Below are 23,865 nucleotides of genomic sequence, written 5' to 3' on the forward strand. Positions count from 1 at the left end.
CACCGAAGGGATAGGCTTATAAGCCTAGGCCCAGCGTGGAGATGCGTCTAATCGCTTGCTTCGATGCTTCGATAGACCGCGTCGATCGGTCGCACCCCGGGTGCCGGTGCCGTTATTACAGGGCCTCCACCAGCACACGAATCTGCTCCTGGCGCTCGCGCTGATCGAGCCGTGGCCTGGGGTTGAGGATCGACCATTGCGGATGGGCGCGGGCCTTGTGCAGAGCGGCGGGCAGCTTGCCCTCGCGCCAGGTGCGCTCGGCCGGCGCCGACAGCGCGATGCTACCCTGCGCGGCGTGGCCGCGGGTGTCCAGAGCCTGCATCAGTTGCTGTTGGCGCAAGGCCAGCAGGCGCAGCACGGTGTCGTCCACGGTCAGCTCGCGCTGGCCCTTGAGCTTGCCCATCAGCCGCCCGCCGTAGCTGCGTGCGGTCTGCAAGGCGCCGCCTGCGATGGCACCGGCCAGCGCAGCGGCGCCCAGGGTCAGGCCGCCCAGCAGCAGGTCGACGCCGGCACCGGCAGCGGCACCCGCAGCAACGCCGCCGCCCAGGCGCACGCCCAGTTGACGCAGGGTTTCGGGGTTGAACAGGTCGTCGCCCCAGCGCCCGTCCAGCAGCGGCACTTCGTCGGCCGCTGCGTCGTCCCGGCGGAAGGCATACAGCGCCAGCAGGGCTTCGACGCATTGCTGCTCGCGCTGGCGCACCGCCTGGCGCAGGGCGGCGGTCGCTGCGGCTTGCGCGGCGGGCTCGGTATCGACACTGCGCCGGCACGCCGCGCAGTCGATGAGCAGCTCGGCGATCAGCCGCTTGCCGTTGGCCTGACGTGCCAGGCGCTGGGCCTGCTGGTCGGCGACCAGCCGCTGCAAGGCGGGGCGGGCGTTTTCCAGCAGCAGGGCCAGGCTGTCGTAGAGACGCTGCTCGCCGTCTTGCGGCGGCGCCACGCTGTCGAAGCGCACCAGAGCGTGCAGGCCGAGGCGGGCCAGGGCTTCGCGCCATTGCGGCTCGCGGTGCTGCTCGCTGGCGACGAAGTTGAGCACCGGCAGCAGGGGTTTGCCGCAACTGGCCAAGACCTCCAGTTCGTCGCGGTATTTGGCCAGTACCGGCTCGCGGGCGTCGATCACGTACAACCCCGCATCGCTGGCCAACAGTTGGCGCAGCACCTTGGCTTCCTGTTCGAAACGCTGGCGCGCCTCGCTGCCTTGCAGGAAGCGTTGCAGCCGCGCCGGGCCGTCGAGGCGCTCGCCGGGGCGCTCCAGACGCTCCAGGTGTTCGAGCAGGGCGATGGCATCTTCCAGGCCGGGCGTGTCGTACAGCTCCAGCAATGGCTGGCCGTCCACCGACAGGCGCGCGCCTTCCACATGACGGGTGGTGCTGGGGCGGTGCGAGACCTCGCCGAAGGTCACGTCGCGGGTGAGGGTGCGCAGCAGCGAGGTCTTGCCGACGTTGGTGTGGCCCACCAGGGCGAGCTTGAGAAGTTCGGTCATGCGTGGGCTCCTGCGGGGCCAGTGTAGGCAGCGAAGTCGAGTCCAGGTTGGCGCAGCCCGGTGCGAGCGGTGATGGGTTTGCTTGCGCTCGATGGGCGGTCGCGCAGCCGCAGGTTCGATATCGGCCGCTCAATCATGGCCATGCTCCAGCCAAGCGAGCGGCGAGCGTTCGCTGTGGGTCAGGCCCAGCCGCTCGAGCGCTTCGTGCCAGTCGCCCAGGCGCGTGGCGTCCAGGGTTTCGCCGGCGACGGCCGGCAGCAGCCAGATGCGCGTGGCGCCCGCATTGCGCGCCAGCTCCGCGAGCAGCGCCAGGCTGCCGCGGTCTGGCGAGCGCTGCGGGTCGCAGGCGATCAGCAGGCGCTGGGGAGGAAAGCGCCCGAGCTGCTCGAGCAGGCGGTTGCGCGAGGCGCGGCTGTCGAGCAGGCCGGCGTCGCTGACCGTGGCGGGCAATGCAGGTGGCCAGGGGCGTCGGTCGTCCAGCTCCAGGCCGACCAGCAGGGCGCCATGGCTAACCAGTTCGGGTGCGGACCACTCGGTCTGGGGCAACGCTGCGGGGGCCGGGTCCTGTACGCCCAAACGCTCGCTGCTGGGCATCAGCACGTCGCGCAACTGGCGGTAGGCCGGCAGCTCGAGGTCCAGTTCCAGGCGCGCGCGGCCCTGGCGCCAGCGCCACAGGCACAGCGCCGCCAGCAGCAGACGCGGCACCAGGCCATACACCAGCACCACGCCCAACAGCCAGCCGGCCCAGGCCTGGCGCGCCGCCTCCAGCGCCGGCTGGGGCGCGCCGCTGGCGCGGATCATCGCTTCGCTGGGAATGCTGAAGCCAAGCAAGGCGGGCAGGGCGCCGAGGGTCTGGGTCAGGTCGATGAACGGCTCGGCGGCCAGCAGCGTGGTTTCCCAGACGAAGCCATAGCGCCGCCCGGCCAGCAGGGTCAATAGCATGCTCAGCGCGCTGAGCATCGCCAGCAGCCACAAGCCATGCACCCACAGCCCGAGCAACCAGCGCGACAAGCGCCGGCGCTCCAGCATCACCAGCAGCGCTGGCGCCAACTGCGCGGCCTGGGCGTCGCGCGCCAGGCGCTCGGCGAGCCATAGCCACAGGCGCCCGAGCCCCGCGCCATGCTCGCCCGACAGCCAGAAGCCCACTGCCCAGCCCAGCAGCATCAGCAGGTTCAGGCCCAGCAGGCTACCCAGCGCCCAGAACACGTTGACCGGCCGCGCGCCATCGCCCAGTGCGGCAAAGGCGAGGCCTGCGCCACTGAGCACGGCGAACAGCATCAAACCCAGCAGCGCCAGGCGCGCGCCCTGCTTCCAATGGCGCAGCGCCGTGACCATGCCGTCGCGCTCGGCCAGCCACAAGGCACGGCGCTCGATGCGCTGGGCCAGGTCGCCGCCTTGCTGGCGGGCCTGGCGGTTGGCCTCTTGATCGTCCAGCAGGCCGGCGTGTTCTTCGCGCAGACGCACCGCCTCGGTGAGCCAGCGCGTGTCGAATCGGGTCAGTCCAGTCACAGGCTCTTCCAGTGCGAGATCGAGGGGTGGAAGCATAACCCAGGCAGGGTTTGCTATCCTCGCCGGCATGACCACACCACTCTCCCTCAGCCTGATCGCGGCCCTCGCCGAGAACCGCGTCATCGGCATCGACAACTCCATGCCCTGGCACCTGCCAGGGGATTTCAAGTACTTCAAGGCCACCACCCTGGGCAAGCCGATCATCATGGGCCGCAAGACCTGGGATTCGCTCGGTCGACCGCTGCCGGGGCGGCTCAACCTGGTGGTCAGCCGCCAGGCGGGTCTGCAACTCGACGGTGCCGAAGTGTTCGCCTCGCTGGAGCAGGCGCAGCGGCGCGCCGAGCAGTGGGCCGCCGAGCAGGGCGTCGACGAGGTGATGTTGATTGGCGGCGCGCAGCTCTATACCCAGGCGTTGGCGCAGGACCTGGTCAGCCGCATGTACCTGACCCAGGTCGAGCTGAACCCGGTGGGCGACGCGTGGTTCCCGGCGTTCGAGGAAAGCCGTTGGCAACTGACCTCTAGCGCACCGCAACCCAGCGACGGGCCGGGATACCGCTTCGAGGTGTGGGACAAGCGCTAGGTTGCCGTATGAAGGCGGCGGTGGTCTCAACTTGGCCGATGCAGGGCGGGGACCGTATCCGATCGCTGCCATTTGAGCGCGTACAGCAGCCAGACTCATGCACACTGCTGCTCAGCAAACATTGGTTACAGGATCGCCAACGGCGCATCCCGTAACTGGTGACTAGCCACAGGCCGTAGTTTCTGTAGGCATCGACTGAAAAACCATATTCCGAAAGCCTCGAATTGAAAGCGCTTCACGGCGCCGACGCTAGTAATGCAACAAACCCCACCACATACTCGATCCCTCGTTGACAGAGGGAGGGCTTTCCATGCGGCGCGCGGTGTTCAATCAAAAGGGTGGCGTAGGCAAATCCAGCATCGCCTGCAACCTGGCGGCGGTCAGTGCCCATGAAGGGTATCGAACCCTGTTGATCGACCTGGACGCCCAGGCCAACTCCACCCAGTACCTCACGGGCCTGACCGGCGACGACATCCCCTTGGGCATCGCCGACTTCTTCAAGCAGAGCCTGGCCGGCGGCCCGGCCGCCAAGAAACATAAGGTGGATATCCACCATACCCCCTACGACAACCTGCACCTGGTGACCGCCAACGCCGAGCTGGCCGACCTGCAACCCAAGCTCGAGGCCAAACACAAGATCAACAAGCTGCGCAAACTGCTCGACGCGCTCGACGAAGACTACGAGCGCATCTACATCGACACCCCGCCCGCCCTGAACTTCTATGCCGTCTCGGCCTTGATCGCCGCCGACCGGGTGTTGATCCCCTTCGACTGCGACAGCTTCTCGCGCCAGGCGCTATACGGCCTGCTGGCGGAAATCGAAGAGCTCAAGGAAGACCACAACTCGGGCCTGGTGGTCGAAGGCATCGTGGTCAACCAGTTCCAGGCCCGCGCCAGCCTGCCGCAACAGATGCTCGACGAACTGCTCGGCGAAGGCCTGCCGGTGCTACCGGTGTACCTGGCCAGCTCGGTGAAGATGCGCGAGTCGCACCACGCCAGCCAACCGCTGATCCACTTCGATCCCAAGCACAAGCTCAGCCGGCAGTTCGTCGAGTTGCACGATGTGTTGGAGCGGGGCTAGACCCCTTCGCTGCTCAACCACTGCATCAACGCCTGCAACGGAAACGCCCCTGCCTGCCGCGCCGTTTCGCGGCCGCTCCTGAACAGGATCAGGCTGGGGATGGAGCGGATGCCCAACTGCGCCGACAGCGTGCGGTTGGCTTCGCTGTCGAGCTTGGCCAGGCGGCAGCGGCCGTGCAGTTGGCGCGCGGCCTGGGCGAAGACTGGGGCGAAGGCCTTGCACGGGCCGCACCAGTCGGCCCAGACGTCGACCAGCAGCGGCAGGTCGCCTTTGATCTGGCTCGGGTAGCTCTGTTCGCTCAGGTCGAACGGTGCCGTCAGCAGCATCGGCTGCTTGCAGCGGCCGCATTTGGGCGCATCGACGAGGCGCTCGGCGGGCAGGCGGTTGAGGCCGTCGCAGTGCGGGCAGGGGATCAGCAGTGGGTTTGGCATGGTTGCACCTGTGGCAATGGACGGTCTGTCACGACGAACAACTGATTTCCAGATGCTTGCCCCAATCCGGCGGCCGCTGCGCATAGGCCTGCATCCCGGGCTGCTCCTCGAAGGGGCGGCTGAGCACCTGGTGCAGTTCGCGCACCACGCTGTAATCGCCGGCCTCGGCCGCCTCGATGGCCTGCTGGGCCAGGTAATTGCGCAGGATGTACAGCGGGTTGACCGCATGCATACGGTCACGCCGACCTTCGGCATTGTTCGGTTCGCGTGCGCAGCGGGCGCGGTACGCCTCGCCCCATTGGTCGAACGCCGCCAGGTCGACGAACTCGTCGCGTACCACCTGCAAGGCCGCGTCCACCGGCTGCTCGCCCAGGTGGCGGAAGAACAGCGTGTAGTCCACGCCGCCGCGTTGCATGCACTGCAACAGTTGTTCGACCAGCGCCATGTCGTCGTCTTCGGCCGTGGTCAGGCCCAGACGACGGCGCATCAGGTCGAGGTAATGGGCCTGGTACAGCGGCAGGAACAGGCTCAGCGCCTCCTGCAAGGCTTCCACCTCGATGAAGGGCGTCAGTGCCTGGGCCAGCGCACTCAGGTTCCAGTGCGCGATGGGCACCTGGTTGCTGTAGCTGTAGCGGCCACGGTCGTCGGAGTGGTTGCAGACGAAGTTGGCGTCGAAATCGTCGAGGAACGCGAAGGGGCCGAAGTCGAAGGTGATGCCCAGAATCGACATGTTGTCGGTGTTCATCACCCCGTGGCAGAAGCCATAGGCCTGCCAGTAGGCGATCAACTCGGCGTTGCGCTCGACGATGCTGCGGAACATCGCCAGGTACGGCAGCGATTCCGTTTGGCATTCGGGGTAGTGTTGCTCCAGCACGTAGTCGAGCAACTGCTGCGCCTGTTCCGGCTGCTTGGTGTAATAGAAGTATTCGAAGTGGCCGAAGCGCACATGGCTCTGCGCCAGGCGCAGGAGCATGGCGGCGCGCTCCTGGGTTTCGCGCCAGACCACAGTGCTGGAGCCGATCACGCACAGCGCGCGGCTGCTGGGAATGCCCAGCGCGTGCAGCGCCTCAGAGCCCAAAAACTCGCGGATCGAGGAGCGCAGCACCGCGCGGCCGTCGCCCATGCGCGAGAAAGGCGTCTGCCCGGCGCCCTTGAGATGCAGGTCCCAATGCTCGCCAGCCTCGTTCACCACTTCGCCGAGCAGCAGCCCACGGCCGTCGCCAAGGCGCGGGGTATACCCGCCGAACTGGTGGCCGGAATACACCATGGCCCGCGGCTCGGCCCCTTCCCAGAGCTTGTGGCCGCTGAACAGCTCGGCGAACAGCGGCTGTTCGGCGACCGCCGGGTCCAGGTCGAGCAGGGCCATGGCGGCGGGGCTGGCCACCACCAGGCGCGGGTCGGCGATGGGATCGGGCAGCACTTCGACTGAGAACGCGTCGCCCAGGCGGGCGAAGCGGGTGTCGAAGCTCAATTGATCGAGGGTTTTCACGCGGCTTCTCCAGGTTGTTCTGGCGTCGGTCTAGGTGTGAGTCTTGTCAGTCCGGTGCAGTGCCATCGGGCTTGCGCGGATCGAGACCGATCATCTGTTGCCGTCCACCCTTGGTGTCCATCAGGAACACTTCCACCTGACGCACGGAAATCTTGATGCCGTGCTCGCGGAAGGCCTTGTCGATGTAGCGGTTGACCTCGTCCAGCGTCGGATTGCGGTCGCCCAGGTCGCGCACGTGCATGCGCAGTTCGTGCTCCAGGGTTTCGCCGAAGTTGAGGAAGTACACCAGGGGCTCGGGGTCCTTGAGCACTCGCGGGTTCTCTTCGGCGCCCTTGAGCAGCAGCTCGCGCACCAGCTCCAGGTCCGAGCCGTAGTCGATGCCCAGCTTGAGGGTGACGCGGGTGATGGTGTCGGTCAGCGACCAGTTGATCAGCTGGCCGGTGATGAAGGTCTTGTTCGGAACGATGATGTCCTTGCGGTCGAAATCGGTGATGGTCGTGGCGCGGATGCGGATCTTGCTCACCGTGCCGGACAGGTTGCCGATGGTGATGGTGTCGCCGATGCGCACCGGGCGCTCGAAGAGGATCATGATGCCGGAGATGAAGTTGGCGAAGATCTCCTGCATGCCGAAGCCCAGGCCCAACGACAGCGCCGCCACCAGCCATTGCAGCTTGTCCCAGCTCACGCCCAGGGTGGCCAGGGTACTGACGATACCGACCCCGACGATCACATAGGACAGCAGCGTGGTGATGGCATAGGCGCTGCCCTGGGCCAGGTTCAGTCGCGACAGCACCAGCACTTCCAAAAGGCCCGGCAGGTTGCTGGCCAAAGCGATGGTGATGCCGCCGATCACCAGCGCGCCGAGCAGGTCGCCCAGGCTGATCGGCACCAGGCTGGCGGCCGCGCCCGTGCCGCTGCTGTATTCGTAGAGGGTGAAGTTGTTGAGGTAGGCGAACACGCTGAGCAGGTCCGACCACACCCAGTACAGCGCGGCGATGAAGCCGCCGAGCAGCGCCAGGCGAATCAGGCGCAGCGATTGCTGGTTGACCTGCTCGATGTCCAGGGCCGGCTCTTCGATCACCACCTCGCCGTCGAGCCCTTCCTTGCTGGCCTGGCGTTTGCTGATCGCGCGCTGGTAGGCCAGGCGCCGCGCCGCCACCGACAGGCCGCGCATGAACGCCGCTTCGATCACCAGCCAGAACAGCAGCAGGTAGAGGGTATAGATCAACCGGTCGGTGAGTTTCAGCGCGGTGTAGTAGTAGCCGAAGCACACCGCCACGAACAAGGCGATGGGCAGCGCGGTGAAGGCCACGCCCACCGCCTTGCGGAACAGCGAAGTGTCGCGGTGCGCCGGGCTGCTCAGCAGCAGACGGCTGAGCAGCAGCGCCATCAGCGCATAGCAGGCCAGGACCACGGCGATGCCGAACACGTCGTCGGCCAGGGCCGAGGGCTGATGCTCGGCCACCGCCACTACACCGACCAGGGCCAGTACCACCGTGCCCAAGCGACGTACCCAACCGCGCAGGAACTGCACCTGTGGCTTGTACCAGCGGAAATGCACCTCGGCCACACCGCCCGGGGAGAGGATGCGGTAGGCGGTATAGAACACCAGCCAAGCTTGCGCCAGTTGCCACAGGGCCGCGCCGAGGTTGGCGTTCTGCCCGCGGGCATCGATCTGCAAGGCGTAGCTGCACAGCGCCAGGGCCAGGCTCAGCGGCATGGCCAGCAGGATGTTGATCAGGATCGCCTGGGGCGTGTGCCACTGGCTGTCGCGTTTGAAATGGCCGATGTCCTGGTGGACCTTGTTCAACTGCTCGTACAGGTAGGTGCGCCGCCACAGCAGCGCGCCGATGGCCAGCAGCAGCGGCAGGAACAGCAGCGGGTGCTGGGCCAGGCCACTGCCCAGCTCGGTCACCCCGGAGGCCCAGGGCAGGTCGCCGATCTGTTCGATCAGGCGTTCGGGCGCATAGCGCAGCCATTCCAGGTCCAGCGCCTTGTTGCTGGGGATCCAGAACATCTGCTCTTCGAGAGTGATGCGCAGGTTCTGCGCCGTGCTGAACAGCTGCTTCTGGTTGAGCTGCAGGGTGATCGACTCGTTGAGCACTGCCGACAGCTCGCGGTTGAGCCGCTCGAGCAGGTCGCTGCGGGTGATGGCCACTTCCAGCAGAGCCTTGCGCAGGACGGGCGTGACGTTTTCCTGCGGCTGGTCGGCCAGCAGTTTCTCCACGTAGGCGCCCGGCGTGCTCATCTGCTCGCGCTGTTGGTTGACCTCGAACTGATACAGGCGGATGTCGGCGATCTGGTCGGCCAGGTCGCGGTCGAGCTTGAGGTGCGGCAGCGCCTGCTTCTGCTTGTAGAGGATCTTGGACAGCAGCAGGCTGCCCTTGAGCACGTTGATCTGCTCGTCCAGGGCCTGGTCGGCCTGGGTGACGTTGTCGAGCTGCTGCTTGACGCGCAGGTTCTGCTGGGTCAGCTCGTTGAGACGGTCGGTGCTCTTGAGCAGGTAGTCGGACAGCTCCAGGTTGTTGGCGCTCTCGCTGGCCAGCAGGGTGCTGCCACCGGCCTTCTGCGCTTCCAGCGACTGCTGGGTGACGGCCTGTTGCGACTGGGCCAGGCGTTTGCCGTTGATCAGGGTTTGCAGGTCCTGGATTTCCTGCTCCAGGCGTGTGGCCTTTTCGATCAGCAGATCGTGTTGGGCGTTGCCCAGGTCTTGCAGCAGGCCGTTGCCGGCCAGCTCCCGGCGGCGCAATTGGGTCAGGGCATTGAGCGACGCCAGTTCCGCGTTGAGCTGGTTGCGCTGGTCGGTGCTGAGGGTCTTGCCGTTGTCTTTGCCTTGCTTGAGCAGGTTGTTGATCTGCTGGGTGCGGCTTTGCGCGTTGCTGATCTCGGCCTGGGCGCGCTCGGGGCGAGTCTGCGAGTTGATGATCAGGCTGTTGGCTTCGGACAGCGCCTTTTGCAGGTCGCCTTGCTGGGTGCTGCGCTCGCTGAGCAGTTGTTCGAGCTGTGGTACGTCGAGCTTGCCGTAGCGCTGCGCCACCGGCGCGGGCTGGCTGGCCTTGAGCTGGTTGAGCTGCTGCTGGCTGTCGTTGATTTCCTTGGGCGCGTCGGCCAGCTGCACGCGCAGGGCGTCGAGCTTCTGCTGGCTGTCGTCGCGGCTGTCGAGCCAGGAAAGGGTCTTTTCCAACAGCTGTTGCAGCGCTTTCTGATCGGCTTCGGGCAGTTTGCGCTCGGCGATCTTGTCGAGACTTTGCTGGACGCTGTCGCTGGTGGGCGCTTCGGCGGCCACGCCGGCCAGGGGAAGGAGCAGGCACAGCCCGAGCAGGGCTGTGCGGAGTACGCGCGGGAGCATAGGCAGAATTCTTGAGATGCCGGGGGCAGTTGGCGAAGGTTCAGAGGAACAACCCAGGACCGGGTCGAGCGCCCTCGGGGAATTTGACGCCGACTTTCATGATCTTGTTCCCCTCCATCAGCGCAATGGTCCACAGCGTGCTGTGCCATTCGATCTGGTCGCCCACCACCGGGGCGCCGCCGACCTTCTGGCGAATGAACTGCGCCAGCGGCATGCGGCTGTCCAGCCCATCCAGTTGCAAACCGTACAGCGCGGCGACCGCGCCCAGCTCGGCATCGCCTTCGAGCACGAAGTCGCCGAAGAAGCGCAGGTCCAGGCCGCGTTGCGGTGCCTGGCTGAACAGTTTGCCCAGGGCCGGCAAGTCGTGTTCGTGGCCGATCACGCAGAGCATGTCGTCGACTTGCAGCACGGTACTGCCCGAGGGGTGCAGCAGTTCCTCGCCGCGGAACAGTGCGGCGATACGCGTGCCCGGTGGCATCTTCAGTTCGCGCAGGGCCGCGCCGATGCACCACTTTTCCTGGCCCAAACGGTAGACGAACAGCTCCCACTCGCTGGTGATGTGCACCTCCAGCGCTGAACGCGAGATCGGCGCCGGGTCGGGCGGGACGGTGACCTTCAGCAGTTTGGCCATCCACGGCAGGCTGGTGCCCTGCACCAGCAGCGAGATGAGCACGATGAAGAAGGCCAGGTTGAAGAACAGCTGCGCCTGCGGCAGCCCGGCCATCAACGGGAACACCGCGAGGATGATCGGCACGGCGCCGCGCAGGCCGACCCAGGCGATGAAGGCCTTTTCGCGGTCGTGGAAGGCCTTGAACGGCAGCAGCGCGGCGAACACCGACAGCGGCCGGGCGACCACGATCATCCACAGCGCCAGGCCCAGGGCCGGCACGGCGATGGGCAGCAGGTCGTGCGGGGTGACCAGCAGGCCCAGCACCAGGAACATGCCGATCTGCGCCAGCCAGGCCATGCCGTCGAGCATGTGCAGGATGCCGTGGCGGCTGCGGATCGGCCGGTTGCCCAGCACCAGGCCGCACAGGTACACCGCCAGGAAGCCGCTGCCGTGCAGGGCGTTGGTCAGGGAGAACACCACCAGGCCGCCGGCGATCACCAGGATCGGGTAAAGGGCGCTGGCCAAGTTGATGCGATTGACCGCTTGCAGCATCAGCCAGCCGCCGCCCAGGCCCAGCAGGCCGCCGATGCCGAACTCGCGGATCAGGTGGCCGAGCAGGCTCCAGTGCAGGCCGGTCTGGTTGCTGGCGATCATCTCGATCAGGGTGACGGTGAGGAACACCGCCATCGGGTCGTTGCTGCCCGATTCGATCTCCAGCGTGGCGGTGACCCGCTCGTTCAGGCCTTTGCCGCCCAGCAGCGAGAACACCGCCGCGGCATCGGTGGAGCCGACGATGGCACCGATCAGCAGACCCTGGATCAGGCTCAGGTCGAACAGCCAGGCGGCGACCATACCGGTCAAGGCCGTGGTGATCAGCACCCCGACCGTGGCCAGCGACAGCGCCGGCCACAAGGCCACGCGAAAGCTCGCCACCCGCGTGCGCAGGCCACCGTCGAGCAGAATCACCGCCAGGGCCAGGTTGCCCACCAGATACGCGGTCGGATAGTTGTTGAAGATGATGCCGCCGCCGTCGACGCCGGCGATCATGCCCACGGCGAGAATGATGACCAGAATCGGAATGCCCAGGCGCGAAGACAGCGAGCTGACCAGAATGCTCGCACCCACCAGCAAGGCGCCGATCAGGAACAGGCTGTTGATGGTGCTTGCATCCAAGGGCGTGTACTCCAGCGTGTTGCGGGGGAAGGCAGACCTGCTGGGGAATTGGCTAGCAGGTCGCATGCCAATCGATTCTAACCTGATGAATTGTCAGGCTGTAAAGCGTTTCTGCAGATGTATAAAAAGGGACCTTTGGAAGGTTGATGTTGGCCTGTTAAGCAATTGGGGCTGCAAAGCAGCCCCAAGCAACTTATGTCAGCTTGACCGACCGGCAGCCCCCTAAAGGCGCCCTCTTGCAAGCAGACGGCCCAGCCAGGATCAGCCCTGCTTGACCTCACGCATCGCCTGGCCCTTGACCGGCGCACCATTGGCCACGTGGTAGGTCGCGGTACTGCGCGGCAGTGGCGCGCGGTTGCGGATCTTGTCGGCGATTTTCTCGGCGATCATGATCGTGGTGGCGTTGAGGTTGCCGGTGATGATGATCGGCATGATCGACGCATCCACCACGCGCAACCCTTGCATACCGTGCACGCGGCCCTGGCCGTCGACCACCGCCATGTCGTCGTCGCCCATCTTGCACGAGCAGGACGGGTGATAAGCCGTTTCGGCGTGTTCGCGGATGAACTTGTCCAGTTCTTCGTCGGTTTGCACGTGCTCGCCCGGGCTGATCTCGCGGCCGCGGTACTGGTCCAGCGCGGGCTGGGCCATGATTTCGCGGGTCAGGCGGATGCCATCGCGGAATTCCTGCCAGTCCTGCTCGGTGGCCATGTAGTTGAACAGGATGCTCGGGTGCTGGCGCGGATCTTTGGATTTGACCTGCACGCGACCGCGGCTGGGCGAGCGCATCGAACCCATGTGCGCCTGGAAGCCGTGCTCCTGCACACCCTTGCTGCCGTTGTAATTGATCGCCACCGGCAGGAAGTGGTACTGGATGTTCGGCCACTCGAACTCGGGGCGGCTGCGGATGAAACCGCCCGCTTCGAACTGGTTGCTGGCGCCGATGCCGGTGCCGTTGAACAGCCATTCGGCGCCGATGGCCGGCTGGTTCCACCACAGCAGCGACGGGTACAGCGAGACCGGCTGGGTGCAAGCGTATTGCAGGTACAGCTCCAGGTGGTCCTGCAGGTTCTCGCCGACGCCCGGCAGGTCGTGCACCACAGGGATGTCATGGCTTTCGAGCAGCGCGCGCGGGCCGACGCCGGAGCGTTGCAACAGTTGCGGGGTGGCGATGGCACCGGAGCTGACGATCACTTCCTTGCGTGCGCGCACTTCGATGCGCTCTTCGCTGTCGCCGTGCAGGTAGGTCACGCCTACGGCGCGCTTGCCGTCGAACAGGATGCGGTCGCTCAGGGCATGGGTGACGATGGTCAGATTCGGGCGCTTCTTGGCCTGGTCGAGGTAGCCACGGGCGGTGCTGGAACGGCGGCCGTTCTTGGTCACCGAACGGTCCATCGGGCCGAAACCTTCCTGTTGGTAGCCGTTGAGGTCGTCGGTGCGCGGATAACCGGCTTGCACGCCGGCTTCGACCATGGCGTTGAACAGGGGATTGTTGCCGGGCTTGGGCGTGGCCACGCTGAGCGGGCCGTCGCCGCCGTGGTAGTCGTTCGGGCCGATGTCGCGGGTTTCGGCCTTGCGGAAGTACGGCAGGCAGTCGAGGTAGGTCCAGTCTTCCAGGCCGGGCAGCTTGGCCCAGCCGTCGAAGTCCATGGCGTTGCCGCGGATGTAGCACATGCCGTTGATCAGCGACGAGCCGCCCAGGCCTTTACCGCGGCCACATTCCATGCGGCGGTTGTCCATGTGCGGCTCTGGATCGGTCTCGTAGGCCCAGTTGTAGCGGCGGCCTTGCAGCGGGAAGGCCAGCGCGGCCGGCATCTGCGTGCGGAAGTCGAAACGGTAGTCCGGGCCGCCGGCTTCGAGCAGCAGCACGGTGGTGCCGGCGTCTTCGGTCAGGCGCGTGGCGAGGGTGTTACCGGCCGAGCCGGCACCGACGATGATGTAATCGTATTCCATGGGAGAGCTTCCTCCGGAAGCAGTGGCGGCTTCGCGTTTCAGGCTTCTCGAGGAAGCGGCGCGAAGCTCGCGCGATGAATGGGGATCAGGCAGGTTGCACGTTTTGAGCGGTGCGCATGGAGGTCGGTTCGAAACCTTCGAGCGCCAGGGCTCGCGCTGATCGACGACTGTCGAGCGCCAGCCACTGCGCACGTCCTGCAAGGGCCGGCGGCATCACGCCGCCGGCGCGCGCTTGCAGGCGGCGACCGGTCAGAACACCGACGCGTAGTCGCCCAGCTCGACCTGCACCGACTTGATGCGGGTGTACTGCGCCAGGGAACTGATGCCGTTTTCGCGGCCCACGCCCGACTGCTTGTAGCCGCCGACCGGCATTTCCGCCGCCGACTCGCCCCAGGCGTTGATCCAGCAGATGCCGGCTTCGAGCTGGTGGATGATGCGGTGCGCGCGGCTCAGGTCGTTGGTGCACACGCCTGCGGCCAGGCCGTAGTCGGTGTCGTTGGCGCGGCGGATCGCTTCTTCTTCGGTTTCGTAGCTGAGAATGCTCATGACCGGGCCGAAGATTTCTTCCTGGACGATGGTCATGTCGTCGCGGCAGTCGGTGAACACGGTCGGCGCCACGAACGCGCCTTTGGCCAGATCGCCATCCTGCAGCCGCTCGCCGCCGCACAGCAGGCGCGCGCCTTGCTCTTTGCCCTTGGCGATGTAGCCCAGCACGCTTTCCATGTGGGCGAAGCTGACCAACGGGCCGAAGTTGGTGTTCTCGTCTTCCGGGTTGCCGACGCGGATGCGCGCCACGCGCTCGAGGATCTTGGCTTCGAAGGCCTGCTTGAGCGAGGCCGGCACGAACACGCGGGTGCCGTTGGTGCACACCTGACCGGAGCTGTAGAAGTTGGCCATCATGGCGATGTCGGCCGCGCGATCGAGGTCGGCGTCTGCGCAGACGATCAGCGGCGACTTGCCGCCCAGTTCCATGGTGACTTCCTTGAGCGAGGAGCTCGAAGCACTGGCCATGACTTTCTTGCCGGTGGTGGTGCCGCCGGTGAAGGAGATCTTCTCGATGCCGGGGTGCTCGGTGAGCAGGCCGCCGACGTCGCGACCGCTGCCGGTCAGCACGTTGAACACGCCCGCCGGCACGCCGGCTTCGGTGTAGATCTCGGCCAGTTTGAGGGTGGTCAGCGAAGTGACTTCGCTCGGCTTGAAAATCATCGCGTTGCCTGCGGCCAGCGCGGGTGCGGACTTCCACAGGGCGATCTGGATCGGATAGTTCCACGCGCCGATGCCGGCGGTGACGCCCAGCGGTTCGCGGCGGGTGTAGACGAAGGAGCTGTCGCGCAGCGGGATCTGCTCGCCTTCGATGGCTGGCACCAGGCCTGCGTAGTACTCGAGCACGTCGGCGCCGGTGACGATGTCGACATAGCGGGTTTCGGAGTACGACTTGCCGGTGTCGAGGGTTTCCAGCATGGCCAGCTCGTCGTTGCGCTCGCGCAGAATGTCCACGGCGCGGCGCAGGATGCGCGAACGCTGCATGGCGGTCATCGCGGCCCAGACTTTCTGGCCGCGCGCGGCGCTTTCTACCGCTTTCTCGACGTCGGCGCCGTTGGCGCGCTGCACGTGGGCGAGCACTTCGCCGTTCGCCGGGTTGACGGCTTCGAAGGTTTCACCGGAGCTGGCGTCCACGTAACCGCCGTCGATATAGAGTTTTTGCGTTCCGAAACGGGCCATAGTGTCCTCGCAAGTGCAGTTTGAATGTGGCTATGCGCGTCGCGCCTGTGCCGATTGGGCAGTGGTCGCGCACGCTTGTTCAGAAACGTGGGCGTCGTTGCCCGTGGGTCGCTGCTTAGCCAGTTGTAGATCCATGTATTCGTAGGCGATGCGTACTGCCTGGTCGGTGTCGAAGGCGTCGCCCGACAGCGCGCCACGCAACCATAAACCGTCGATCAACGCTGCCAGGCCGCGGGCGGCGCTGCGTGCCTGATCGGCCGGCAGCGCGCGGCGGAACTGGTAGCACAGGTTGGAATACAGGCGGTGGTCGTTGATCCGCTGCAACCTGTGCAAAGACGGCTGGTGCATGCTGGAAGCCCAGAAGGCCAACCAGGTTTTCATTGCCGGGCCGGTGACCTGGCTGGCGTCGAAGTTGCCTTCGATGATCACTTGCAGCTGGGCACGGGGACGGGTGTCGGTCAGTGCCTGGCGGCGGGCGATCACGCCTTCGTTGAGCATGTTCATGATGTGTCGCATGGTCGCTGCGATCAGGCCGTTCTTGTCCCGAAAGTAGTGACTGATGATGCCGTTCGACACACCGGCCAAGCGGGCAATCAGCGCAATGCTGGCATCTCCCAGGCCTACTTGATCGACCGCTTGCAGCGTGGCGTCGATCAGTTGCTGACGGCGAATGGGTTGCATACCGACCTTGGGCATCGTGCGTTCTCCTCAGGCCTGGCGAGTGGGCGAGCAGCGTCCGACTCGGCGAAGACCAGTCTATTTTGTTTTGATTGAACGTTCAATCAATAAAGAATAAGCTCTGCGACAATTTGTGCCATTGACAGCATTCAAGCGGCTCTTGGCGGCGCAGATTGCGTACCTCAGAAAAGCGTGAAACCCCCGGAAAACAAGGCGTTGACGGGTGAGAGCGATTGCAGGGACAGATTCCGCCGCAGCCTGCGACAGCCATGCGGCCGGCCTTCGCAGTGGAGGCCGAACCTGTGTTTTTGCAACGATTCGAGCCGGGTGCACGATTTCCAAGGTGCTTTTATAACACCTGAAGCAGTAGGGCTATTGCACCAATTGCTCGGGAAAAGACTGATTAGCCTCCACTGCCGCATCCCCTGGAGCCTTCGTGCAATGAGTTCTGCCTCCCTTACCCAAGCCCCCGCCGAGAGGGTCCGGGTCAACCGCGTGGTGTTCTGCACCTCGGCACTGTTGATCCTCGTCCTGACCGCCCTGCTGATCGCCGCGCCCGATGCCGCCGGCCGCGCATTGGGCCTCGCCCAGTCGTGGCTGACCCGCACGTTCGGCTGGTACTACATGCTGGTCATCTGCAGCTACCTGGTGTTCGTCGTCTACCTGGCGTTTTCCGATTTCGGCAAGCTCAAACTCGGCGGCAAGGACGACACCCCCGATTTCAGCTACGGCGCCTGGGCCGGCATGCTGTTTTCCTCGGGCATCGGCATTTCGCTGCTGTACTTCGGTGCCTCCGAGCCGCTGGACCATTACTTCAACCCGCCCGAAGGCACTTCGGCCAGCCTGGCCGCCGCGCGCGAGGGGCTGCAACTGACCTTCCTGCATTGGGGCCTGCACGGTTGGGCGATCTACGCTCTGGTGGGCCTGGCCGTGGGCTATTTCGCCTATCGCCACAACCAGCCGCTGGCATTGCGCTCGGCGCTGTACCCGCTGGTCGGCGAGCGTTGGGTCAAGGGTGCAGGCGGCAACGCGGTGGACATCTTCGGCATGTTCGTCACCTTGCTGGGCCTGGTGACCAACCTCGGCATCGGTTCGATGCAGGTGGCCTCGGGCCTGGAGTATCTGTTCGGCATGGATCACAGCAAGACCAACTTGCTGGTGGTGATCCTGACCATGGCTTCGGTGGCCACCGTAGCGGCCGTCTCGGGCGTGGAAAATGGCATCCGCCGCCTGTCCAACCTGAACATCTGCCTATTCAGCGGCTTGCTGATCTTCGTCCTGCTGGGCGGCGAGACTCTGCACCTGCTCAACGGCTTCGTGCAGAACGTGGGCGACTACCTCAACGGTTTCGTGCTCAAGACCTTCGACCTCTACGTCTATGAAGGCGCCGGCGACAAGTCCGAGCGCTGGCTGGGCCTGTGGACCGTGTTCTATTGGGCCTGGTGGATTTCCTGGGGGCCGTTCGTAGGCATGTTCATCGCCCGCATCTCCAAGGGCCGCACGGTGCGCCAGCTGGTCTGCGGCGTGTTGCTGATCCCGCTGGGCTTCACCCTGGCCTGGCTGTCGATCTTCGGCAACACCGCGCTGGACCTGGTGATGAACCATGGCGCGGTGGAGCTGGGCAAGACCGCGGTCGAGCATCCGTCGATGGCGATCTACCAACTGCTGGAATACTTCCCGGCGTCGAAGATCGTCATCGGCGTGGCCATCTTCGTCGGCTTCGTGCTGTTCCTCACTCCAGCCGACTCCGGCGCGGTGATGATGGCCAACCTGTCGTGCACCGGCGGCAAGGTCGACGAGGACGCGCCGCACTGGATGGTGGTGTTCTGGTCGGTCGTGATCACCCTGGTGACCATCGGCCTGCTGCTGGCGGGCAATTTCGAAGCCATGCAGACCATGGTGGTGCTGGCCGGGCTGCCGTTCTCGGTGGTACTGGTGCTGTTCATGTTCGGCCTGCACAAGGCCATGAAACAGGACATGGCCACCGAGCAGGAGCGCGCCGAACTGGCCGCCCGTGGCCGGCGTGGCTTCAGCGAGCGCCTCACCCAGCTGGAGCTGGAGCCGACCCAGGCCGTGGTGCAGCGCTTCATGGACAAGAAGGTCAGCCCGGCGTTGCGCGAAGCGGCCGAGCTGCTGCGCGGGCAGGGCTTCGAAGTGGAAAGCCGTCTCGGTCAGTCGCGCAACATGATGGGCCTGCGCGTGCTCATGGAAGAAGGCAACCCGTTCGTCTACGAAGTGAGCCTGGACGGTTACCTCGCCGCGCCCAGCGAAGCGCCGGTGGAAGGCGAAGCCGACGTGCGCCAGCGTTTTTACCGTGCCGAGGTGTACCTGCACGACGGTAGCCAGGAATACGACCTGATGGGCTTCACCCCCGAGCAGATCGTGCGCGACGTGCTCGACCAGTTCGAAAGCCACCGCCAGGTGCTGACCCGCGTCTACAGCTGAATCCAGTCGGCGCCTCGGCAAGGGCGCCGGTTTCAGCGGTTGCGGTAGCGCCCGTGGCTGCCATGGCCGGGCATGGCCTGGTTGCTGCGCTCGGCGATCATCTGCTTGAGCGGGATCCACTCGATGCCCTGGCCTTTCAGCCGGGGCATCTGCTTTTCCAGCACCTCGAGGGTCTGCGGATAGGGGTGGCCGATCATCACCACCGAGCCTTGCTTGCGCGCCAGTTCGACGGCCACCTGCAGTTGCCCGGCGATGGCCTGCGGGGTGCGCACATCGTCCAGGAACACGTCGCGCGACACGTTGGCCAAGCCGATGTCCTGGGCCTTGGCCGCTGCCACCGTCGCTGCGCTGGTACGGCTGTCGACGAAGAACAGGCCGCGCCGTTGCAGCTCGCCCATCAGCCAGGCCATGGGCGCGGGCTGCGCGGTCATGCGGCTGCCCATGTGGTTGTTCACTCCAGCAGCGAACGGCACTTTCAGCAGCGCGGCGTCCAGACGTTCGGCCAGGGTGGCGATGGGCAGTTCCGGATGCCAGGCATAGGGGCCGGTAGCCGGGTCCATCGGCATGTGCAGGATCACGGTCTTGCCGGCCTTGTGCGCCTGGCGGGCGAAATCGCTGGCATGGGGCGTGTCGGGCATGATCGCCAGGGTCACCGGGCCGGGCAGGGCCAGGGTGCGGCTGTCGCGCTCGGTGTTCTGGCCGAGGTCGTCGATGATCAGGCTCAGGTAGGCTTTGGGCGGTTGGGCCGACGCCGTGGACGCGGCGCCGGCCAGCAGGCAGAGCAGGGCGGTAGCCAGGAAACGCATGGCCCTGTCAGTTGCGCTTGGTGACGTTCAGCCCTTTGAGCAGGCTCAAGGCCTGGCTCAACTGGAAGTCGCCATCCTGTGGACGTTCCTTGCCGGCCGTGCGCGGCGTGGCTACCGTCGGCCGGTCGGCACCGCCGTTGCCATTGCCCAGGTGGCCTTTGAGGTCGGCTTCCTTGAGGCTTTCGCTGTCGTCGTCGGCGGTGAGCTTGCCCGAACGCACTTCGATGTCCGGCACGATGCCCTGAGCCTGGATCGAACGGCCGTTGGGGGTGTAGTACAGCGCGGTGGTGAGCTTGAGCGCGCGGTCGTTGTTCAGCGGCAGCACGGTCTGCACCGAGCCTTTGCCGAAGCTGTCGGTGCCCATCAGCACGCCGCGTTTCTGGTCCTGCAAGGCGCCGGCGACGATTTCCGAGGCCGAGGCGCTGCCACCGTTGATCAGCACCACCAGCGGTACGCCCTCGCTGGCATCGGCCGGATCGGCGGAGAAACGCAGCTCGGAGTTGGCGATACGGCCCTTGGTGTAGACGATCAAACCCTTGGTCAGGAAGTGGTCGGCCACTTCCACGGCCGACTGCAGCACGCCACCGGGGTTGTTGCGCAGGTCCAGCACCAGGCCCTGGAGCTTCTTGCCGTTGTCTTTGCGCAGCTTGGCCAGGGCCTTGGCGACTTCTTCGCCGGTCTTGACCTGGAACTGGGTGATGCGGATGTAGCCATAGCCGCTTTCCAGCAGTTGGCTCTTCACGCTTTTGACCTGGATCACGGCGCGCGCCAGGGTCACGTCGAAGGGGTTGCTGCCGTCGCGGATCAGCGACAGGGTGATCTTCTGACCGATCTTGCCGCGCATCTTGTCCACGGCTTCGGACATGCTCTGGCCGCGCGTCGGCGCGCCGTTGATCTTGACGATCAGATCGCCCGCCTGGATGCCTGCGCGCGAAGCCGGTGTCTCGTCGATGGGCGACACCACCTTGAGGAAGCCGTCGTCCATGCCCACTTCGATGCCCAGGCCGCCGAACTCGCCGCTGGTGCTTTCCTGCAGCTCCTGGAAGTCTTCCGGGCCCAGGTAGGCCGAGTGCGGGTCGAGGTTGCTGAGCATGCCTTTGATGGCGTTTTCCAGCAGGGTCTTGTCATCCACGGGTTCGACGTAGGCGGCCTTGATGCGGTCCATCACTTCGGCGAAGGTGCGCAGTTCGTCCAGCGGCAGCGGCGCGTTGGCGGTCACCTCCGTGGCCGGCACCGCAGTGCCTGGGGCAGGCTGCGCGGCCGAGGCCAAAGGGGCGCCGACGACCAAGGCGATGGTCAGGGCCAGCTGGGTGAGGCGGGGCGAGTGCAGCATGTCGAACGAACTCCTGATCCTGATCCTTGTGACGCTCCGCACGGAGCCTCTGGGGCAGCCTGTGTGAGCGCCACGTCGTATAGACGCAAACGAGCTTAACCGCGACACCACTGCGATGGATCGGCAGGGCGACCTTGTTGACGGATGGCGAAATACAGACCTGCACTTTCCTGGCCGCCGCTGTCGCCAACGGTGGAAATGGCCTCACCGGCCTTCACGATGTCCCCGGCATGTTTCAACAGGCTTTGGTTGTGGCCGTACAGGCTCAGATAACCGTTGCCGTGGTCGAGAATGACCAGTAGCCCGGCACCGCGCAACCAGTCGGCGAACACCACGCGGCCTCCATGCACCGCCCGCACCTGGGTGCCGGGCGAGGCACCGATCAGCACCCCGTCCCACTTGGCGCGCGCATCGTTGCCACGCGCATCGCCGTAGCGTGCCAGTAGTCGACCATTGACCGGCCAAGGAAGTTTTCCGCGGGCCGCAGAAAAAGCCCCGCCATAGCTGGCGCCATCGCTCGAAACCACCGGCCCCAGCGGTTGTCGAGGTTTGGCGGCAGGCTCTTCGACCGGCTCCGGTTCGCTGCGCGCCGCGCCGCGGGCCTTCTCGGCCTCGGCGCGGGCCAGGGCTTCCTGCTGGCGGCGCTTTTGTGCCTCCTGCTCGGCCAGCAGCGCCCGCTGCCGCGCTTCTTCGGCCTCGCGGGCCTGACGGGCAAGGGTCTCCTCGATGGTCTTGAGCACCTGGTTGAGGTCGGCCTGGTCCTGCTGGCGCGCCTGCAACGCCTGGTTGCGCTGCTTGAGGTCGCCGTTGATCTTGGCCAGCACCTGCCGGCGCTCGCTGCGCACCGCTTCGAGGTCGTGCATGCGGCTGTCGAGGTTGCCGCGCTCGGCCAGCAACTGCGCCTGTTGGCGCGAGATGTCCTGTTCGACGCCGGCCAGCTGGCTGAGGGTCTGGTTGAAGGCGCGCAACTGCTCCAGGCGCGCTTTGCTCAAGTAGTCGTAATAGGTGAGGGTGCGGGCGAATTTCTCGGGGTTCTGCTGGTTGAGCAGCAGCTTGAGGTATTCCTCGCGACCGCTCTGATAGGCCGCACGGGCCTGGATGGCGATCAGGCGTTGCTGTTCAACGCGGGCGCTCTGGAGTTTTTTTTTCTCTTTATCGAGGCGCTCCAGCTCGCCTTCGGTCTTTTTTAGTTGCTGTTGCAGGGCCTCCACCTGCTTTTCCAGCGTACCGATTTCGGTTTCGGTGGTTTGCAGGTCTTTCTGCACACCGGCTTTTTCCGCCTGAACCTTGCCGAGCGCGTTCTGCAGTTCGGCGATGTCCTTGCGGGTGGCTTCCAGTAGTTGCTGGGTCTGCGCGCGCTCGTCGGCAAAGGCCGGATTGAGCAGGCACGACAAGGCGAGGGGAAGAAGTGCACGGAGCATGGGAAAGGCGTACCAGGTTGGAGAACGACCTAGTATGCCCGCCCATGCCGGCAAAAAAAACGCCCTGCCGAATCTGCGGCAGGGCGTTGGTCCGCAATGCCCGGCATCGGGCTCGGCTCGCCGTCAGGCGTCGAGCAGGATCGACGTGCCGGTCATCTCCTTGGGAATTTCCAAGCCCAGCAAGGTCAGCATGGTCGGCGCTACGTCGGCCAGCACGCCACCCCCGCGAACTTTGAGCGGGCGTTTGCCGATATAGATGAACGGCACAGGCTCCGTGGTGTGCGCGGTATGCGCCTGGCCGGTGGATTCGTCCTCCATCTGTTCGACGTTGCCGTGGTCAGCGGTCAGCAGCGCTTCGCCGCCGACTTTCTCCAACGCATCGACCAGCCGGCCGACACAGGTGTCCAGCGCTTCCACCGCCTTGACCGCCGCATCGAACACGCCGGTGTGGCCGACCATGTCGCCATTGGCGTAGTTGACCACGATCACGTCGAAGCGCTGTTGCTCGATGGCTTCGACGATACGGTCGGTGACTTCGGGCGCGTTCATCTCCGGCTGCAAGTCATAGGTGGCGACTTTCGGCGACGGAATCAGGATGCGCTCCTCGCCCTCGAACGGCTCTTCGCGCCCGCCGGAGAAGAAGAAGGTGACGTGGGCGTACTTCTCGGTCTCGGCGATGCGCAGCTGGGTCTTGCCGTGCTTGGCCAGGTACTCGCCCAGCACGTTGTCCAGGCTGGCCGGGCCGAAGGCGGCCGGTGCCGGAATCTTCGCCGAATACTGGGTCAGGCCGATGAAGGCCGCCACCTTGGGCAGGCGCGCGCGCGGGAACTCGTTGAAGTCCGGCTCGACGAACACGCGCGACAGCTCACGGGCACGGTCGGCGCGGAAGTTCATGAACACCACCGCGTCGCCGTCTTCGACCGTGACCGGCGCGCCGATGCGCGTGGCCTTGACGAATTCGTCGCTCTCGTCGCGCGCATAGGCTGCCTGCAAGCCGGCCACGGCGCTGTCGGCGCTGTAGTCAGCGGTGCTGTCGACGATCAGGTTGTAGGCGGCGCTGACGCGATCCCAGCGGTTGTCACGGTCCATGGCGAAGTAGCGGCCGATGAGGCTGGCGATGCGGCCCTTGCCGAGCTTGGCGAAGGTGGCGTCGAGCAGCTCAAGGGAAGCCTGGGCGCTACGCGGTGGGGTGTCGCGGCCGTCGAGGAAGGCGTGCAGGTAGATTTTCTCGGCGCCGCGCTGCGCGGCCAGCTTGGCCATGGCGACCAGGTGGTCCTGGTGGCTGTGCACGCCGCCGTCCGACAGCAGGCCGAGAATGTGTACCGCCTTGCCGACGCCAGCGGCTTTGTCCACCGCACCGGTCAGCACCGGGTTGCCGAAGAACTCGCCGTCACGAATGGCCTTGGTCACGCGGGTGAAGTCCTGGTACACCACACGGCCGGCGCCGAGGTTCATGTGACCGACTTCGGAGTTGCCCATCTGCCCGTCGGGCAGACCGACGTCCATGCCCGACCCGGAGATCAGGCCGTGCGGCTGGGTGGCGCGCAGGCGGTCGTAGACCGGCGTCTTGGCGGCGGCAATGGCGTTGTATTCAGGGCTTTCGCTGTGACCGAAACCATCGAGGATGATCAGGACCAGGGGTTTAGGCGTGCTCGTCATCAATCCCACTCACGGTTGCTTGAAGGTGATAAAGACCCACATTTTAGGGCAATTCTCCCAGAGACTGCGAATAATCCTCCGGCTGGTCGAGCAGCGCCCCGACAGGCTGGTCGGCAAAGCGTGCCGCCGCCTGCCGGCCGGGCTGT

General features: G+C 65.6%; 16 protein-coding genes and 1 pseudogene. 4 read left to right on the forward strand and 13 right to left on the reverse strand.

What is annotated here, in order from left to right; genetic code table 11:
• Positions 1-115: 115 nt before the first annotated feature.
• Together AA0Z93_RS08750 and AA0Z93_RS08755 are read right to left on the reverse strand one after the other, a co-directional pair.
• Complete coding sequence (locus AA0Z93_RS08750) at positions 116-1,480, reverse strand: GTPase/DUF3482 domain-containing protein (protein ID WP_413049106.1); 1,365 nt, start codon at positions 1,478-1,480, stop codon at positions 116-118.
• Positions 1,481-1,609: 129 nt separating this feature from the next.
• On the reverse strand, positions 1,610-3,001 hold the full coding sequence (locus AA0Z93_RS08755; RefSeq protein WP_413049186.1) for a DUF2868 domain-containing protein: 1,392 nt from the start codon (positions 2,999-3,001) through the stop codon (positions 1,610-1,612).
• A 55-nt stretch (positions 3,002-3,056) separates the two neighbouring features.
• On the opposite strand from AA0Z93_RS08755, the gene AA0Z93_RS08760 reads away from it, so the two are divergent.
• Positions 3,057-3,569 (forward strand): dihydrofolate reductase, encoded by a 513-nt coding sequence (locus AA0Z93_RS08760; RefSeq protein ID WP_413049107.1) that lies wholly within the window; start codon positions 3,057-3,059, stop codon positions 3,567-3,569.
• A gap of 310 nt (positions 3,570-3,879) precedes the next feature.
• Positions 3,880-4,650 carry a ParA family protein gene (locus AA0Z93_RS08765; RefSeq protein ID WP_413049108.1) on the forward strand — a complete coding sequence of 257 codons (771 nt, stop codon included), beginning with the start codon at positions 3,880-3,882 and terminating at the stop codon, positions 4,648-4,650.
• On the opposite strand, the gene trxC is transcribed toward AA0Z93_RS08765, so the two are convergent.
• The 7 genes from trxC to betI all read right to left on the reverse strand — a co-directional run bounded on the left by trxC (position 4,647) and on the right by betI (position 16,073).
• Positions 4,647-5,081, reverse strand: coding sequence for a thioredoxin TrxC (gene trxC, locus AA0Z93_RS08770; protein WP_413049109.1), 435 nt, complete (start codon positions 5,079-5,081; stop codon positions 4,647-4,649). The genes AA0Z93_RS08765 and trxC overlap by 4 nt on opposite strands.
• Before the next feature lie 28 nt (positions 5,082-5,109).
• The gene (selO, locus tag AA0Z93_RS08775) at positions 5,110-6,570 is read right to left on the reverse strand and encodes a protein adenylyltransferase SelO (RefSeq protein ID WP_413049110.1); all 1,461 of its coding nucleotides are present in this window, start codon (positions 6,568-6,570) and stop codon (positions 5,110-5,112) included.
• Positions 6,571-6,616: 46 nt separating this feature from the next.
• The gene (gene mscK, locus AA0Z93_RS08780; RefSeq protein ID WP_413049111.1) at positions 6,617-9,919 is read right to left on the reverse strand and encodes a mechanosensitive channel MscK; all 3,303 of its coding nucleotides are present in this window, start codon (positions 9,917-9,919) and stop codon (positions 6,617-6,619) included.
• Positions 9,920-9,959: 40 nt separating this feature from the next.
• Entirely contained in the window at positions 9,960-11,702 is a 1,743-nt protein-coding gene (locus AA0Z93_RS08785; protein WP_413049112.1) for a potassium/proton antiporter, read from the reverse strand.
• A gap of 261 nt (positions 11,703-11,963) precedes the next feature.
• Positions 11,964-13,655, reverse strand: a complete 1,692-nt coding sequence (gene betA, locus AA0Z93_RS08790) for a choline dehydrogenase (protein WP_413049113.1) — start codon at positions 13,653-13,655, stop codon at positions 11,964-11,966.
• 249 nt (positions 13,656-13,904) lie between these two features.
• Positions 13,905-15,377: a betaine-aldehyde dehydrogenase gene (gene betB, locus AA0Z93_RS08795; RefSeq protein ID WP_413049114.1), complete on the reverse strand. Its 1,473-nt coding sequence runs from the start codon at positions 15,375-15,377 to the stop codon at positions 13,905-13,907.
• A gap of 30 nt (positions 15,378-15,407) precedes the next feature.
• Entirely contained in the window at positions 15,408-16,073 is a 666-nt protein-coding gene (betI, locus tag AA0Z93_RS08800) for a transcriptional regulator BetI (RefSeq protein WP_413049115.1), read from the reverse strand.
• A gap of 480 nt (positions 16,074-16,553) precedes the next feature.
• Here betI and AA0Z93_RS08805 point away from each other — a divergent pair.
• Together AA0Z93_RS08805 and AA0Z93_RS08810 are read left to right on the forward strand one after the other, a co-directional pair.
• Positions 16,554-18,097, forward strand: a pseudogene (locus AA0Z93_RS08805) (BCCT family transporter); the annotation flags it as partial.
• A 253-nt stretch (positions 18,098-18,350) separates the two neighbouring features.
• A complete protein-coding gene (locus tag AA0Z93_RS08810) occupies positions 18,351-18,500 on the forward strand; it encodes a hypothetical protein (protein ID WP_413049116.1) in 150 nt (49 codons plus the stop codon).
• A gap of 32 nt (positions 18,501-18,532) precedes the next feature.
• Here AA0Z93_RS08810 and AA0Z93_RS08815 read toward each other — a convergent pair whose 3' ends face one another.
• From AA0Z93_RS08815 to gpmI, 4 genes are all read right to left on the reverse strand, one after another.
• On the reverse strand, positions 18,533-19,306 hold the full coding sequence (locus AA0Z93_RS08815) for a divergent polysaccharide deacetylase family protein (RefSeq protein WP_413049117.1): 774 nt from the start codon (positions 19,304-19,306) through the stop codon (positions 18,533-18,535).
• Positions 19,307-19,313: 7 nt separating this feature from the next.
• Positions 19,314-20,639, reverse strand: a complete 1,326-nt coding sequence (locus AA0Z93_RS08820) for a S41 family peptidase (RefSeq protein WP_413049118.1) — start codon at positions 20,637-20,639, stop codon at positions 19,314-19,316.
• Positions 20,640-20,734: 95 nt separating this feature from the next.
• Positions 20,735-22,060, reverse strand: a complete 1,326-nt coding sequence (locus AA0Z93_RS08825; RefSeq protein WP_413049119.1) for a murein hydrolase activator EnvC family protein — start codon at positions 22,058-22,060, stop codon at positions 20,735-20,737.
• A 123-nt stretch (positions 22,061-22,183) separates the two neighbouring features.
• On the reverse strand, positions 22,184-23,719 hold the full coding sequence (gpmI, locus tag AA0Z93_RS08830; RefSeq protein ID WP_413049120.1) for a 2,3-bisphosphoglycerate-independent phosphoglycerate mutase: 1,536 nt from the start codon (positions 23,717-23,719) through the stop codon (positions 22,184-22,186).
• Positions 23,720-23,865: the final 146 nt, after the last annotated feature.

This window comes from Pseudomonas phoenicis (assembly GCF_047302395.1).
In the GTDB taxonomy this organism is placed as follows: Bacteria; Pseudomonadota; Gammaproteobacteria; order Pseudomonadales; family Pseudomonadaceae; genus Aquipseudomonas.

What these genes read in the sequence shown, in the direction of transcription:
- AA0Z93_RS08750 (WP_413049106.1), bottom strand. Translation starts at nt 1,480, where the DNA reads ATGACCGAACTTCTCAAGCTCGCCCTGGTGGGCCACACCAACGTCGGC.
- AA0Z93_RS08760 (WP_413049107.1), top strand. Translation starts at nt 3,057, where the DNA reads ATGACCACACCACTCTCCCTCAGCCTGATCGCGGCCCTCGCCGAGAAC.
- AA0Z93_RS08765 (WP_413049108.1), top strand. Translation starts at nt 3,880, where the DNA reads ATGCGGCGCGCGGTGTTCAATCAAAAGGGTGGCGTAGGCAAATCCAGC.
- trxC (WP_413049109.1), bottom strand. Translation starts at nt 5,081, where the DNA reads ATGCCAAACCCACTGCTGATCCCCTGCCCGCACTGCGACGGCCTCAAC.
- mscK (WP_413049111.1), bottom strand. Translation starts at nt 9,919, where the DNA reads ATGCTCCCGCGCGTACTCCGCACAGCCCTGCTCGGGCTGTGCCTGCTC.
- betA (WP_413049113.1), bottom strand. Translation starts at nt 13,655, where the DNA reads ATGGAATACGATTACATCATCGTCGGTGCCGGCTCGGCCGGTAACACC.
- betB (WP_413049114.1), bottom strand. Translation starts at nt 15,377, where the DNA reads ATGGCCCGTTTCGGAACGCAAAAACTCTATATCGACGGCGGTTACGTG.
- betI (WP_413049115.1), bottom strand. Translation starts at nt 16,073, where the DNA reads ATGCCCAAGGTCGGTATGCAACCCATTCGCCGTCAGCAACTGATCGAC.
- AA0Z93_RS08815 (WP_413049117.1), bottom strand. Translation starts at nt 19,306, where the DNA reads ATGCGTTTCCTGGCTACCGCCCTGCTCTGCCTGCTGGCCGGCGCCGCG.
- AA0Z93_RS08820 (WP_413049118.1), bottom strand. Translation starts at nt 20,639, where the DNA reads ATGCTGCACTCGCCCCGCCTCACCCAGCTGGCCCTGACCATCGCCTTG.
- AA0Z93_RS08825 (WP_413049119.1), bottom strand. Translation starts at nt 22,060, where the DNA reads ATGCTCCGTGCACTTCTTCCCCTCGCCTTGTCGTGCCTGCTCAATCCG.
- gpmI (WP_413049120.1), bottom strand. Translation starts at nt 23,719, where the DNA reads ATGACGAGCACGCCTAAACCCCTGGTCCTGATCATCCTCGATGGTTTC.